The organism is Cupriavidus sp. 94F1, assembly GCF_057798875.1.
Genome location: NZ_JBYOJT010000004.1, coordinates 72,963 through 88,252, shown reverse-complemented (window position 1 = coordinate 88,252; position 15,290 = coordinate 72,963). Strand labels below are relative to the sequence as shown.

General features: G+C 68.0%; 10 protein-coding genes. 5 read left to right on the top strand and 5 right to left on the bottom strand.

What is annotated here, in order from left to right; translation table 11 throughout:
* Window positions 1-21 precede the first annotated feature (21 nt).
* The 4 genes from glgB to AC3FJ6_RS11290 all read right to left on the bottom strand — a co-directional run bounded on the left by glgB (window position 22) and on the right by AC3FJ6_RS11290 (window position 10,368).
* The gene (glgB, locus tag AC3FJ6_RS11305; protein ID WP_488771942.1) at window positions 22-2,295 is read right to left on the bottom strand and encodes a 1,4-alpha-glucan branching protein GlgB; all 2,274 of its coding nucleotides are present in this window, start codon (window positions 2,293-2,295) and stop codon (window positions 22-24) included.
* The gene (gene treS / locus AC3FJ6_RS11300) at window positions 2,282-5,683 is read right to left on the bottom strand and encodes a maltose alpha-D-glucosyltransferase (RefSeq protein ID WP_488771941.1); all 3,402 of its coding nucleotides are present in this window, start codon (window positions 5,681-5,683) and stop codon (window positions 2,282-2,284) included. Before treS ends, glgB begins: the two co-directional genes overlap by 14 nt.
* Window positions 5,680-9,012 (bottom strand): alpha-1,4-glucan--maltose-1-phosphate maltosyltransferase, encoded by a 3,333-nt coding sequence (locus AC3FJ6_RS11295; protein WP_488771940.1) that lies wholly within the window; start codon window positions 9,010-9,012, stop codon window positions 5,680-5,682. The genes treS and AC3FJ6_RS11295 overlap by 4 nt, the downstream gene beginning before the upstream one ends.
* Window positions 9,013-9,351: 339 nt before the next feature.
* A complete protein-coding gene (locus AC3FJ6_RS11290; RefSeq protein ID WP_249641026.1) occupies window positions 9,352-10,368 on the bottom strand; it encodes a sigma-54 interaction domain-containing protein in 1,017 nt (338 codons plus the stop codon).
* Between the two features lie 310 nt (window positions 10,369-10,678).
* On the opposite strand from AC3FJ6_RS11290, the gene AC3FJ6_RS11285 reads away from it, so the two are divergent.
* The 5 genes from AC3FJ6_RS11285 (at window position 10,679) to AC3FJ6_RS11265 (ending at window position 14,807) form a co-directional block, all read left to right on the top strand.
* Window positions 10,679-12,082 carry a sigma-54-dependent transcriptional regulator gene (locus AC3FJ6_RS11285; RefSeq protein WP_400397250.1) on the top strand — a complete coding sequence of 468 codons (1,404 nt, stop codon included), beginning with the start codon at window positions 10,679-10,681 and terminating at the stop codon, window positions 12,080-12,082.
* A gap of 134 nt (window positions 12,083-12,216) precedes the next feature.
* A complete protein-coding gene (locus AC3FJ6_RS11280) occupies window positions 12,217-13,038 on the top strand; it encodes a sensor histidine kinase (protein WP_488771939.1) in 822 nt (273 codons plus the stop codon).
* 210 nt (window positions 13,039-13,248) lie between these two features.
* Entirely contained in the window at window positions 13,249-13,581 is a 333-nt protein-coding gene (locus AC3FJ6_RS11275) for a hypothetical protein (protein ID WP_153946001.1), read from the top strand.
* Between the two features lie 109 nt (window positions 13,582-13,690).
* The gene (locus AC3FJ6_RS11270; protein ID WP_488771938.1) at window positions 13,691-14,260 is read left to right on the top strand and encodes a hypothetical protein; all 570 of its coding nucleotides are present in this window, start codon (window positions 13,691-13,693) and stop codon (window positions 14,258-14,260) included.
* 82 nt (window positions 14,261-14,342) lie between these two features.
* Window positions 14,343-14,807 (top strand): PRC-barrel domain-containing protein, encoded by a 465-nt coding sequence (locus AC3FJ6_RS11265; protein WP_153946003.1) that lies wholly within the window; start codon window positions 14,343-14,345, stop codon window positions 14,805-14,807.
* A gap of 105 nt (window positions 14,808-14,912) precedes the next feature.
* Here AC3FJ6_RS11265 and AC3FJ6_RS11260 read toward each other — a convergent pair whose 3' ends face one another.
* A complete protein-coding gene (locus tag AC3FJ6_RS11260; protein ID WP_488771937.1) occupies window positions 14,913-15,266 on the bottom strand; it encodes a BON domain-containing protein in 354 nt (117 codons plus the stop codon).
* Window positions 15,267-15,290: the final 24 nt, after the last annotated feature.

Genomic DNA, 15,290 nt, shown 5'->3' with positions numbered 1-15,290 from the left:
CGGGCAGCGTGCGCTCCGGTGTCACCCGGCATGCTCCGGCGCATACCGCAGGATCAGCGTGGCCAGTGGCGGCAGGGTCAGCGAGAACGACGCGGGCTGGCCGTGCGATGGTGTTGCGTCGGCCTGCACGCGCCCGCCATTGCCCAGGTTGCTGCCGCCGTAGATTTCGGCGTCGGTGTTCAGGCATTCCTCCCATGTCCCGGCGAACGGCACACCCAGGCGGTAGCCGTGGCGGGGCACCGGCGTCATGTTGACGACGGCCAGCACCACGTCCTGGCTGTCGGGCGCGGCGCGCCGCAGATACGCGAACACGCTGTTCTGGTGGTCGTCGCCCACGATCCACTGGAAGCCTTCAGGCCGATGGTCCATCGCGTGCAGCGCCGGCAGGTCGCGGTACAGGCGGTTCAGGTCGCGCACCAGCGAATGCACGCCGCGATGCGCGGGCTGGTCGAGCAGCGCCCAGTCCAGCTCTTCGTCATGGTTCCATTCGCGCCACTGCGCGAACTCGCCGCCCATGAACAGCAGCTTCTTGCCGGGGTGCGTCCACATGAAGCCGTAGTACGCGCGCAGGTTGGCAAAGCGCTGCCAGTCGTCCCCGGGCGCCTTGCCGATCATCGATCCCTTGCCATGCACCACCTCGTCGTGGGACAGCGGCAGCACGAACGCCTCCGACCACGCGTAGACCATGCCGAACGTCATGTCGCCGTGGTGCCAGGGGCGATGGATGGGCTCGTGGCCAAGGTAGCGCAGCGTGTCGTGCATCCAGCCCATGTTCCACTTGAAATTGAAGCCCAGTCCGCCCGATTCCACACTGGCCGTGACACCGGGCCAGGCGGTGGATTCCTCGGCGATGGTCAGCGCGCCGGGGCAGCGTTCGTGCACCACGGTGTTCATCTCGCGCAGGAAGGCCACCGATTCCAGGTTCTCGCGGCCGCCAAAACGGTTTGGTACCCACTGGCCCGACTTGCGGCTGTAGTCGCGATAGAGCATCGACGCCACCGCGTCCACGCGCAGCGCGTCGGCATGGAAATGTTCGAGCCAGTGGACGGCATTGGCCAGCAGGAAGCCGCGCACTTCGTTGCGGCCCAGGTTGTAGATCAGCGTGTTCCAGTCCTGGTGATAGCCTTCGCGGGGGTCCTGGTGTTCATACAGTGCCGTGCCGTCGAACATCGCCAGCCCGTGCGGGTCGGTCGGAAAGTGCGCCGGCACCCAGTCCAGGATCACGCCGATGCCGGCCTGGTGGCAGCGGTCGATGAACGACGCGAACTGTTCGGGCGATCCCAGCCGCGCCGTGGGCGCGAACAGCGACAGCGGCTGGTAGCCCCACGAGCCCCCGAACGGGTGCTCCGTGATGGGTAGCAGCTCGATATGCGTGAAGCCGAGGTCGCGCACATACGGGACCAGCCGCTCGGCCAGGATTTCCCAGCCCCGGCCGCTGTCGTTGGCGGCGCGCTGCCAGGACATCACGTGCAGTTCGTAGACCGACATCGGCGCGGCGTGGGGGTCGGTGCGGGCGCGCTGCTCCATCCACGCCGCATCGTTCCAGCGGAACGGCGGCGCGGCATGCCCGGCGCACGCCACCACCGACGCGGTGGCCGGCGGCAGTTCGGTGGCTTGCGCCACCGGATCGGCCTTGTCGGGCAGCACTTCGCCATGCGGGCCGGTCATGTCGTACTTGTACCGGCTGCCCGGCCCGACGCCCATGCCCTGCGGGACGAACAGTTCCCAGATGCCCGCGCCGTGGCGCAGGCGCATGGGATGCCGCGCCGCGTTCCAGCCATTGAAGTCGCCAATCACGGACACGCGCCGCGCATTCGGCGCCCACACGGCAAACCGCACCCCCGGCTCACCGTCGATCGTCAGGCATTGCGCGCCCAGGCACTTGCCAAGTTCCAGGTGACGGCCCTCGTTGAACAGGTGCAGGTCGAGTTCACCCAGCAGCAGCCCGAAGGCATACGGGTCCGCGCCGAACTGCTCGCTGCCGTCCGGCCAGCGGATGCGCAACCGGTAGTCGGGGGCGGCCGGTTGCCGACCTTCGAAGCCGGGCAGGCGACCGGCAAACACGCCGTCGGCGTGCAGCCGGACCATGTCGGCCAGGAATTCGCCATCGGCGCGGGTCAGCTGGACGGCTGCCGCGCCGGGCACGATGGTGCGCACCACCACGCCGTGTTCGTCGCGGTGGGGGCCCAGTACGCCGAACGGATCGGCCAGGCGCGCCTCGCGCAACGCATCGATGACCGGCCCGGGCAGCGTCGGCGCCGGCAATTCCAGCGCGGCGGCATCATTCCTGGTCATGGTCGTCTCCCAGCAGCTTGCGGACCAGGCGTGCCAGGCCACTGGTCGGCAGGTCGATCCAGGCCACGCGGTTGGCCGCCTCGTAACCCACTTCATAGGCAGCGCGCTCCAGCAGGAACAGGTGCAGCAGCGGTTGCAGCTGGCCGGCGGCGGCCCAGGGCTGGGGCGCTGCAGACATGGCCTGCTGGTAGCAGTTCAGGAACGCGTCGCCGGCGGTGTGGCGGAAGCGGTCCAGCAGCGCGGCACGGCGATCGGCCTGTGCCGGCGGCAGCGCGGCGTGCGTGCGCTCCTGGCGGTCGGTGCCGACCGTGGCGGCGGCGTAGTCGATGGACCGCAGCAGCCCGGCCACGTCGCGCAGCGGCGATGTCTTGCGCCGGCGGAACGCCAGCGGCTGGCGCGGCTCGCCTTCGAAGTCCACCAGGTAGGTGTCGTTCTGGGCGATCAGCACCTGGCCCAGGTGGAAGTCGCCGTGAATGCGGGTCTGCAGGCTGTCGGGCGCGGCGGCGGCCAGGCGCGACACCAGATGCGGCAGCTTGCCGCGCGCGGACAGCAGGGTGTCGATGTCCCCGGCGAACGCGCCTGTGGCATTGGCGCGGCGCGCTTCCAACAGGCTTAGTGCCTCTTCCAGCGAGCGCAGCGCTTCCTCTGCCCATTCGGTAGCCTGCGCCTCGGTGGCGGGTACCGGCGCGAATGCGTCTTCATCGGTCGGCTGCGCCAGTACCGCATGCAGTTCGGCCAGGCGCCTGCCCAGCGTGCCGACCATGGTGGCGTAGCCGGCCATGGCTTCGCCGAACTCGTCCTCGTTGCCGGTTTCGGCCGCCGGCAGGGCATCGTCGATCGACCGGCCCAGATAGTCCAGCGTCCAGTCCCAACCATCGCCCTGGTTGAGGATGTAGCCCTGCAGCAGCATCAGCGTGTGCGGCGTGCCATCGGCGCCGGTGCGCACGACTTCGCCCAGCAGCGGTGCCGAATGGGTGTAGCCGTGGCTGGTCAGGTAGCGCGTCATCTCGGCTTCGGGGTGGATGCCCCCGGCCACGCGCCGCACCAGCTTCAGTACGCCCGTGTTGCCGAACGCCAGTGAACTGTTCGATTGTTCGGCCGACATCCACTGCACTGGCTCGTCTTCGAGCGGGGCCTCGGACAGACCCGGTTCGGCCAGATAGCGGATGGTGCCGTGCGGGGTTTCGGCGCTGACGTTGTCCCGCAGCGACTGCACCACGGCGCGGGCGTAGGATTCCACCACGAAGCCGTCGGTGGCCACGCCCACGCGGGCGCCGCGCCGGATGCGGGCCATCGACAGGCCCGTCATCAGTTGCGACATGCCATCGGTATTTTCGCGGTCCCACAGCAGGGCCACCGGCAACTGATAGCACTCGGTGCGGCCCGGCAGCGATACCTCGACCTCGCAGTGCCAGACCTCCTCGCTGTTGCCCACGCGGGCCACGGGCCACGCATAGGCCACGTTCACGCGCTCGATGCGTTCGCCCTTGGATGCGAACCAGCGGCGCCGCGCCAGGTAGTTCGGCAGGACCTCGGTGGTCAGCACGCGGCGCGCCGCGTCGGTCAGTTCGGAACGTCCGCCAAGATTTTGCAGCACCAGCGTGACCTGATCCATCATCTGCTCCGGTGCGTTGACGTGCCACGCCGGCGGCTGCGCGTCCTCGCTCAGCACGAACCAGTAGAAGCCATACGGCGGCAGCGTCAGCAGGTAAGTCAGCTGGCCGATGGCGGGGAAGGGCGTGGCGCCGAGCATTTCGACGGGCACGCGGCCATTGAACTGCGACAGGTCGAGTTCCACGGCCTGCGGCGCGCGCGACAGGTTGGCCACGCACAGGATGTGCTCGCCATCGTATTCGCGCAGGTACGCCAGGATCTTGCGATTGCCCGGAAACAGAAAGCGCAACGTGCCCCGGCCGAAGGCGCGGTGCTGACGGCGCAGCGCCAGCATGCGGCGCATCCAGTTCAGCAGCGAATGCGGGTCGCGCGTTTGCGCTTCGACATTGACGGCCTCGTAGCCGTACAGCGGGCCCTGCAACGGCGGCAACACCAGGCGCTCGGGGTCGGCGTGCGAGAAGCCGCCGTTGCGGTCCGGCGACCACTGCATCGGCGTGCGTACGCCGTCGCGGTCGCCCAGGTGGATGTTGTCCCCCATGCCGATTTCGTCGCCGTAGTAGATCACGGGCGTGCCCGGCATCGAGAACAGCAGGCTGTTCATCAGTTCGATGCGGCGGCGGTCGCGTTCCATCAGCGGCGCCAGCCGCCGGCGGATGCCAAGGTTGATGCGGGCGCGGCGATCCGAAGCGTAGACCTCCCACAGGTAGTCGCGCTCGCTGCTGGTTACCATTTCCAGCGTCAGTTCGTCGTGGTTGCGCAGGAAGATCGCCCACTGGCAGTTCGGCGGCACCTCGGGGGTCTGCCGCATGATGTCGGTGATCGGGAAGCGGTCCTCGCGCGCAATGGCCATGTACATGCGCGGCATCAGCGGGAAGTGGAACGACATGTGGCATTCGTCCCCCTGGATGCCGCCGTCCGGACTGGCGGCGCCGGTGGTGTCGGCGGTGCCGCCGCCGCTCGCCCCGCCAAAATACTGCTGGGCGTCCTCGGGCCACATGTTGGCCTCGGCCAGCAGCATGCGGCCCGGATACCGCTCATCGAGATGGCGGCGGATCTTGCGGATCACCGCGTGCGTCTCGGGCAGGTTCTCGTTGCTGGTGCCCTCGCGTTCCACCAGGTAAGGCACCGCGTCAAGGCGCAGGCCGTCGATGCCGATGTCGAGCCAGAACCGCATGACCGACAGCACTTCGTTGAGCACCTGCGGATTGTCGAAGTTCAGGTCCGGCTGATGCGAGTAGAAGCGGTGCCAGAAATACGCGCCGGCCTCGGCGTCCCAGCTCCAGTTGGACTTCTCGGTATCGCAGAAGATGATGCGAGTGCCGGCGTATTTCTGGTCGTTGTCGGACCACACGTAATAGTTGCGGGCGGCGGACCCGGGCTTGGCCCGGCGCGCGCGCTGGAACCACGGGTGCTGGTCGGACGTGTGGTTGATGACCAGTTCCGTGACCACGCGCAGGCCGCGTGCATGCGCCGCGGACACGAACCGCCTGGCCTCGGCCAGCGTGCCGTAGTCGGGGTGGACGTTGCGGTAGTCGGCAATGTCGTAGCCGTCGTCGCGGCGTGGCGACGGGTAGAACGGTAGCAGCCAGATCGTGTCGACGCCCAGGCTGACCAGGTAGTCCAGCTTGGCATGCAGCCCGGCAAAGTCGCCCACGCCGTCGCCATTGGCGTCGTAGAACGACTTGATGTGCAACTGATAGATCACCGCGTCCTTGTACCAGAGCGGGTCGGCATTGAGCATTGCGGCGTTGGCGCCCTCGGAGAGTCGCTTCATGCCGTGTCTCCCGGTTGTTGTTGAGGCCTGACGTGCCAGAGCGCGAACGGCAGTTCGTGCGGATTCAGGCGGATGTGCTGGCGCTTGCCGTGCCACGTGAAGCGCGTGCCGAACATCTGGTCCTCGGCGTCGAGCGCGGCGTTGTCCGGCAGGCCCCATTCCCATAGCGGCAGTTCGATGTCGGTCTCGCGCGCGGCGTGCGGGTCCAGGCTGATGGCGGCCAGCAGCACGTCGTCGCCGAAGGCGCCGGCATGTTCCGCCCCGGTGGGCACGAAGCGTGCAAAGTACAGCACGGCGTCATCGCTGGCGTGATAGAAGCGCAGGCCCAGGTGGTTCTGCAGTGCCGGGTGGCTCGCGCGGATCTGGTTCAGCCGCGAGATTTCGGCCACGATGTTGCCCGGCGCCCGCCAGTCGCGCACGCGCAGTTCGTACTTCTCGGAGTCGAGGTATTCCTCGCGCTCCACGCCGTTCAGGATCAGCGGCGCGCTCTCGCAGACCTCGAAGCCGTTGTACATGCCCCAGAGGCCCGACAGCAGCGTGGCCAGCGCGGCGCGGATCAGGAACGCCGGGCGCTCGCCGCCATGCAGGAAGAACGGGTTGATATCGGGCGTGTTGACAAAGAAGTGCGGGCGGTAGAACTCGCGCAGCGGGCTTTGCGTCAGCTCGGTCATGTACTCGATCAGCTCGGCCTTGGTGTTGCGCCAGGTGAAGTACGTGTACGACTGTGAAAAGCCCAGCTTGGCCAGCCGCGCCATCATCTTCGGCCGCGTGAAGGCCTCGGCCAGGAACAGCGTGTCGGGGTGCTTTGCCCGCACGTCCGCGATCATCCATTCCCAGAACGGCAGCGGCTTGGTGTGCGGATTGTCCACGCGGAAAATGCGCACGCCCTGATCGGCCCAGAACATCACCACGTCGCGCAGTGCCTGCCAGAGCTGCTCGCCGGCCGGTGGCGCCGCATAGAAATCGACGTTGACGATGTCCTCGTACTTCTTGGGCGGATTCTCGGCATAGCGCAGCGTGCCGTCAGGCCGATGGGAAAACCACTCGGGGTGCTCGCGCAGCCAGGGATGGTCAGGCGAACACTGGATGGCGAAGTCGAGCGCCAGTTCGATGCCCATGTCGCTGGCGGCCCGGCGCAGGCGCTGGAAGTCCTCCAGCGTGCCAAGCTGCGGATGGATGGCGTCGTGGCCGCCCTCGGCGCTGCCAATGGCGTACGGGCTGCCCACGTCGCCGGGCTCGGCCTTCAGGCTGTTGTTCTTACCCTTGCGGTGCGCCTGCCCGATGGGGTGGATCGGCGGAAAGTACAGCACGTCGAAGCCCATCGCGCGAATGGCGGGCAGGCGGCGGATCACGTCGTCGAACGTGCCGTGCCGATTCACGTCGCCGCTCTCGGAGCGCGGGAACAGTTCGTACCAGCTGGCAAAGCGGCCGGCCAGGCGGTCTGCCTCGACCGGCATGGTGGTTGGATAGCGGCTGGCGAACGGACGGCCCGCCGGGGTTTCCATCGCCGCGCGCATGGCGGCCTCGGTCCGCGGCGAGAGCAGGATCTCCAGGCGCAGGGCGTCGTCGGCCGCCGCCGACAGGTCGGCCAGGATCGCGCCGGCATCGGCGATGGCGCCGGCTTCCGGCGTGCCGAGCGTGGCGGCCACCAGGCGCGCGCCTTCCTCGATTTCCAGCTTGATATTGACGCCGGCCTTGCGCTTCTTGCCGACTTCGTCGAGCCAGCTGGCGAAGGTATCGCGCCAGGCTTCGACCGTGAATTCATGGCGACCCATGGCCACCACCGGGAAACTGCCGCGCCAGCGGTCGTTGACGATGTGGACCATCGGCGCCCTGTGCCACGCCTGTTCGCCGGGGCCGCGCCACAGCACCACGGCGGCCAGCTTGTCGTGACCGTCCATCCAGATATCGGCGCTGACTTCCACGCGCTCGCCCACGGTGCGGCGCACGGCAAAGCGGCCGTTGTCGGTGGCCGGCGACAGGTTCTCGATGGCCACGCGTGGCGCTTCCATGGCGGCGGCCAGCGCGCGGTCGGCCGACCGGCCCGCTGATTTACGCGTGCCGTTGCGCGTATCCTTGCGCCCGTTCGTCACGATCACGGGCGCGGGCACGGCCTCGAACAGGCGGATATCGGCCGGCGGCAGCGTGATCGTGCTGCACGGGCTGAGGTTGTCCAGACCGTCTTCCAGCGTGCCCCCGGGGCCGCCGTTCACCGGTGTCAGGGTAGCCGCCGGCTGCGGCAGGCCGCTCAGCACCCGATCGACGCCAAACGACGCCGGCTGCACGGGGCAGGGGTTCAGCACCACGGTCAGCGCCGGTTTGCCGGCTGCGCCGTTGGCAAGGTGGCGCGGCACACGGGCCAGCACGGTCAGCGGGGCATCGGGCCCGCTGACCTGTCGCACCGCCACGGCGGGTTCGTCATCGCGGGCGGCGAGCCAGGCGTTGGCCTGCATCAGTTCATGGGTCAGGTCGTAAGGCGCGTCGACGATATCGTCGGGATGGCCGTCGGCCTGCGCGCCGGGTGACGCGTCGAGCGCCGCGCCCGGCGCTCCATGCGCGGCAGCGGCGCCGGTCTCGTAACCAGCTGGCACCAACCATCCGTCGCCGATGGCGGCGGCCGTCCACAACGCCCGCCGGGCAGCCAGGACGTCTACGCCGTCAGGGGCCAGCGCGGGCGCGGCCAGCACACGTCCAAAGCGGCGCAGGCGCGCGATTTCCTCGGTCAGCCACGCGCTGCGATAGTCCCACCATGGCAGTGACGAAAACGCGCCGTCGAACGGCGCGGCGGCCAGGTCATCGAGTTGCTGGGGTGTGCAGCCGGGGGTCCAGGCCAGGAAAAGGGGCTTGAGGCCATTGCCGGTTGGGGTGTCGCGTTGCAGCGCCTCTATCAGTTGGGCCCAGTGCCGACCCGACACACGCGATGGTGCCCTGCAGCAGAAGCCGGCGGCGCCTGCGGCCAGGGCATCGCCGAGCTGGGCGGTCCACCAGGCCAGCAACTGTCCCGCCGTGGCTTCGTCGAACCAGCGCACGCGAACGCCAGGCAGGTGGTTGTCGGTGGCATCCGGGCTGCCGGCGGGGCGGGCATGATCGATCCAGCCGTCATGCATGGCCGCCGTGTCGCTGGGAAGGCGGTCCAGCGCAAGGTCGAGCAGTGGCGCCAGGCCGTGCTGGCGGCACGCGTCGAACGCCGCTTTCAAGACGTCGGGGCGGGAATGGGAAGCTGACCAGCCGGCCAGCAGGATATGGTCGAATCCGAGCCTGGCGGTGCGCACCAGGGTGTCGTTGTCCAGGGCTCGCGATTCCGTCAGGTTGAGTTGGCAAATGCGCACGTCACACGTCCTCTGGCCGTGGGCGCCCCATAGGACAAGCGGGCGCGCGTCATGTCAATTCCATAAGGACATGCAGAGGACGTGCCAGCCAGACGCCCGGCGCCGGTATCGCGCGGGAAGTGCGGCGCAGCAAGGGTTGGAACGGATGACGCCAACGCCGCTGCCCTGTCGGCAATGTAAGAAGTACAGGGTCGAAATGGCGGGGACGCAGGAATGCCCTGATAGGAATGCATGCATTCAGGACACCCGAACGGGGGCTGAAGCGTGTGCGCGGATTTGCCGGACGCCAGGCGGCCAGTCGGGGAGAAGGTGGACAGGTCGGACGCGGAAGCCCGGCGATCAGCTCGCGCGATACACGTCGAGACGGTTGTACAGCGTCTTGAGGCTGATGCCCAGTGCCTTGGCGGCCTGGCGCTTGTCGCCGTCGTACTTGGCCAGGGTGGCCAGGATGATCTCGCGCTGGGTATCCGCCAGCGTGGTTCCCACGCGCACGCTGACCACGCCGTCCACGGTGGTGGGGCGGGGCGGCTGGCTGGCCAGGCCCGGGTTGCCGATCTCGACCTGACGGTCGGCAAGGATGTAGGCGCGGTAGATGGAGTTCTTCAGCTCACGCACATTGCCGGGCCAGTCGTAGCGCACCAGCCGTTCCAGCGAGCCGGGAGAGAAAGACTTTTCCGTCTGCTCCATCGCGTTGAACTCGTCCAGGAAATGGCGCGCCAGCGGAATGATGTCCTCGGGACGCTCGCGCAACGGCGGAATATGCAGCGGGAACACGGCCAGCCGGTACAGCAGATCCTCGCGCAGCTGGCCCCCGCGCACCGCGTCCATGGGGTCGCGGTTGGTGGCGGCCAGGATGCGCACGTCGCTGATCATCGGCGCATCGCCGCCCACGCGGTGAAACGAGCGGCTTTCCAGCACGCGCAGCAGCTTGATCTGCATCTCCAGCGGCATTTCGGTAACTTCGTCCAGGAACAGCGTGCCGCCCTGGGCCTGCTCGAAGTAGCCCGCCTTCTGTTCCAGCGCGCCGGTGAACCCGCCTTTCTCGTGGCCGAACAACTCCGATTCGATCAGCGTGGGCGCGATGGCGCCGCAATTGACGGCCACGAACGGGCCCGACCTGCGGCTGCTGCGTTCATGCACGGCGCGCGCCACCACCTCCTTGCCGCTGCCGCTTTCCCCTACTGCAAGCATCGTGACGTCGGTGGCCGCCACCCGGTTCAGCTGGCCGATCAGCCGCTGCATGGCTGGCGAAGTACTTTCCCACAGCAGCGAAACCTGCGCGGGTGCGGCGCGGCGTCCCGCCGGGCGCGGCGGCGCGGCGGGACGGCCGGAAGGAAGCGTGGCGGTGGTTGACACGGGCGTAGAGGGAGCCTGCGGTCCGGCGCGGAAAAACGTTGGGGCGGCCGGTGCGCGCAGGCGCGTCGCAATGGTGGAAGATGTCTATCATGCTATCTGTTCACGCGCCGGGTGGCTACAGCCTGAAACGCTGTTGCGGCAAGGTCCCACAGGCGTGTCAGACGGACACCGGCATCGTGGCCAGGGGACTGTCGTTACACTTCAGCCTATCCTCAGGCGTGTGCTGTCCGCATTCGCCCTGGCCAACCAGCCGCCACCTGCAGGCCCATGACAAACAGACGCCGGTCATACGACGCCACCCGACCTTCCTATGCCACATATCCTGATCGTTGACGACGACGAAAACGCCTGTGCGGCGCTGGCAGAGATCGTCGCGATCGAAGGCTTTTCCTCGGCCAGTGCCAACAGCCTGCGCGAAGCGCGACTGCAGATCGGCTGGCGCATGCCCGATGCCATCCTGGCCGATCTTCGGTTGCCGGACGGCAACGGCATGGAATTGTTCGACGAAGTCGGCTCCGCCGGGGTGGAAGTGATCCTGACCACCGGCTATGCCAGCGTGGAATCGGCCGTCGAGGCGTTGCGCCTGGGTGCCACCGACTACCTGGTCAAGCCGATCAATGTCACGCGGCTGCAGACCGTGCTCAAGCGCATTGCCACCACCAGCGAACTCCGTGCCGAAGTGCATTCGCTGCGTGGCGAACTGCGCCGCTACGGGCGCTTTGGGCGCCTGCTGGGCAGCTCGGAGGCCATGCAGACCGTCTACGACCAGCTCAGCAAGGTGGGGCCCACCGAGGCGACCGTGCTGCTGATCGGCGAAAGCGGCACGGGCAAGGAACTGGCCGCCCAGACCGTGCACGAACTGTCGGCGCGCCGCCGCCAGCCGTTCCTGGCCGTCAACTGCGGGGCGATCTCGCCCACGCTGATCGAGACCGAGATGTTCGGCCACGAACGCGGCAGCTTCACGGGGGCGGACCGCCAGCACAAGGGCTATTTCGAACGCGCCGACGGTGGCACGCTGTTCCTCGACGAAATCACCGAGATGCCGCTGGAGCTGCAGGTGAAACTGCTGCGCGTGCTGGAAACCGGCTCGTTCATGCGCGTGGGGACCAACCGCGAGACCCACGCCGACGTCCGCGTGCTGGCCGCCACCAACCGCAACCCCGAGGAAGCCGTGGCCGAAGGCAAGCTGCGCGCCGACCTGTATCACCGGCTCAATGTGTTCCCGATCGAACTGCCACCGCTGCGCGCCCGGGGCGACGACGTGGTGCAGATCGCCAACACGATGCTGGAGCAACTGAACGCGGAGCAGGGCACGCAGCGCCGGTTCTCGTCCGCCGTGCTGGAAAGCCTGCGCATGCATTCGTGGCCCGGCAACGTGCGCGAGCTGCGCAATTTCGTGCAGCGCGCATACATCATGGCCGACCAGGACGTCATCACCGAGGTCCAGATTCCGCTGCAGGTGGCGGCTGCGCCCAGCACCGGCACGGCCGTGGTGTCGGTGCCGGTGGGCATGTCGCTGGCCGAGGCCGACCGCCAGCTGATCTTCGCCACGCTGGAGCAATGTGCCGGCGTGAAGAAGCATGCAGCGGAAATTCTGGGCATCAGTTTGAAGACTTTGTACAACCGGCTGGAGGACTATGCGGCCAAGGGCGAACTGCCGGAATGGCTGCGGGCAGCACGTGGCGGCGACGCCAGCCCGCCTGCCGCCTCATGAGCGGTGTCGGACAGGGCTGCTGCGAACGCATGCGGCGTGGCGCGCAAGACAGGCTGACGGTGTCAGTGCATGGTTCTTGCGTGGTGTGAAACCCATGAGGGTTTCCGAATTGATTGCCGATCCGATGGTTGAACATGACTGACGCTCCGCGCATTCCCCCCGCTGCCGTGCCGCCTTCGGCCGGTGGCGGTGCCCCAGACGACGCCCCGGCCGCCGTGCGCAGCATCGGCGAGGTGAGCGCGCTGATCGAGCAGGCCGCGCACGACCTGCGGTCGTCGCTCAATGCGATCCAGAGCTGGAGCTATGTGCTGGACCGCTCGATCGATTCGCTGGCGGCCCCGGCGCAGCGTGCGCTGGATGGCATGCGCTCTGGCATGCAGCAGCAGCTGGCGCTGATCGAGGAAATGGAAGAAGGGGTGCGGCTGCTGGCCGACGATCGTGGCCCGTCGTGGGAAGAAACCGATCTGCGCGTGCTGGCGGGGCTGGCCATCGAGGACAAACGGGCCGCCGCCGAGGCGCGCGGGGTCATCCTGGCGGCCCTGGACGCCCAGGACAACACGGGCGCCGGCTTTACGGTGCCGGGCGACGCCCTGCGCATCGGGCCGCTGCTCCGGCATCTGCTGGTCCATTGCATCTGGCGCGCTGCGGCAGGCGGATCGGTACGGGTGTACCTGAGCGCCGAACCCGACTTCGTCAAGTTCCGCATTACCGAAAGCCCGCCCGTGGAACGCTCGCGGGGCGAGGGCAGGCTTGCCGCGTTGAGCGATTTCTTCGGCAGGCGCTCGCAGGCCGGCGGCGGGCATTCCCCGCGTCAGAGTACCGCGCTGCTGCTGACCCGCCGCATGGTGGAGCTGCAAGGTGCCGCGCTGACGGCCGAGAACTGCGGCGACACCGAAAACGTCACGGTCTGCATTGCCGTGCGCTTTCCCCGCGTGAAGACGGCCAGTCCGGCCTGAGCACTTTTTACCGCATGGCGCACAATCTGCAGCGCCACCGCGAGCCCCTCCTTTCACTTTTTCCGGCCGGTTCCGGACATGACGCGCCGCTGCGCGCACCCCGCCACGGCGGCGCGCGCGGTGTGCGGCGCTGGCCCGGCGTTTGCATCGCTCAGAGACGGAGCCCCGCATACAAGGGACCCGAATTCGATTCCGAACAGGAGAGATGCCATGTCACATGCCCATGCTTCGAAGGGTTCGCACAAGCCTTCGGCCAAGCCGTCGAACAAGCCGTCTACCCAGTCGGCGGACAAGGCCGGGGCCGGCAAGTCTGACAAGTCCGGCAAGACCTACCAGGCTGCCGTGGATGAATCGCTCGACATGACCTTCCCGGCCAGTGACCCGATTTCGCCCGGGGCTGCCGAACACGCCGAGCGCCAGACCGCGACGCGCCGCGACGACGTGGACTGGAAGCTCAAGAAGGGCAGCGAACACCAGCCCGCCGGCGAAAAGGCCGCGGCGCATCGCACCGGCGTCAGCGATCGCGGCGACAAGAAGCGTTGAGTGGGGATGGGGCCAGGAACTGCCAAGGGCGATTTCCTCGCCCGTGCGGTCGTGATGTGATCGCTGCCCCACCCTCGCACTGCAACATGCCTTTGAACGGAGCCTCAGGATGTCTACGATCATCGCAGGACGATTCGAAACGTTTGCCCGGGCCGAGACTGCTGCATCACGTTTGATGGCCAAGGGCGTCAGGCAGGACGATCTGACCATGTTCTATGTGAATCCGCCAGGTCAGCACGGCACCTTCCCCATAGGGGGAGACGAGGCCGTGGACCCCGGTGCGCGCAAGGCTGGCCCCGGTGCCGGGCGAGGCATCGCGATCGGTGCCGTGCTGGGCTTTGCGGTCGGGATCTGTCTGGTGGCCGCCGCCCGCGCCTGGTTCGGCGCCGCGTCAGTGCAGCCGTGGGTGCTGGTGCTGGTCATGGCGTTTGCCACGGGCGTGGGTGCCTATGCCGGGTCGCTGATGGGAGCGCTGGCCGGCACCGAGCGCGGAACGGGCCCGGTACGGCACGCCGGCGTGCTGCTGGCTGCCCATGTCAGTGATGCCAACACGGCTCTGGTGGCCAGCGAACTGCGCCGTGGCGGCGCGCGCGATGTCGAGCGTGCGGAAGGCCAGTGGCGCGACGGCCGCTGGGAGGACTTCGACCCGCTGGCCCCGCCGGTGCCGGCGAGCCGCTAACCGGACGGACTGGGCACCGCCCGACGTCTTTTGACTTTGCAGTGCTTTGCCGTTCAACTGTCCACACCTGGAGGAACCGCTCATGAAGCCCATGGACCCGCAGACCCCGCCCGCCGGTGCGCCGCCGCGCGGCGCGTCTATCATTGGCGACGTTGACCAGACCACGGCCGGATGCGGGCCGTTCGTGATGGCGTCCGACACGCTCGAGGGCAACAAGGTGGTCGATCCGTCCGGCGAGGAAATCGGCACCATCGACCACATCATGCTCGACGTGCTCGGCGGCCGTATCGCCTATGCGGTGCTGGCGATGGGCGGCTTTCTGGGTATCGGCGAAAAGCTCCACGCGCTGCCATGGTCGGCGCTGACGCTGGACACGCGTCGCAAGTGCTTTGTGCTCGGCATTGAAAAGGAGCGCATCAAGGCCGCGCCGGGCTTCGACAAGGAGCACTGGCCCACCATGGCGAATTCGCAGTGGGCCACCAGCATCCACGAGTACTACGGCATTTCGCCGTACTGGGAAAAGGACCGGTACGACCCGTGGGCCTGAGCGGCCTGGGCTAGCCGGAGTGCCGGCAGGCGCGGCGTTCAGCCGGCGCCTGGCTGGCTCGTGCGGCCCCGTTCCCCTTTCCGGGGGGCGGGGCCGCATCCGTTGCTAGACCTTGTGATTGATCTGCCCAGGCGGCTTCTCTGCCGGGTCGGCGCGCATGCCCGTGGCCTGCGCCGGCTGCCCGGGGGCTTCGCGCGGCGGCGGCACCCGCGTCGTCAACCGGTTCGATACGCCTAGGATGCCCGGCGGCGTCGATGCAGCCTTTTCGATGCGCTGGGCGATGTCGATGTCCTCGACCTGGCCCGTGATGGTCACGCGGCGTTCCACTACATGTACCGCCACGCCGTCCGGCATGTCACCGCCGCAAAATTCCGCGATACAGGTACCGACACGCTCGCGCAGCAGTTCGTCTTCGTCGTCGGGGCTGGTTCGGCGGGGTGCTTCGCTTTCCGTTTGCATGATGGCGGTCCTCGTCTGGTAAGT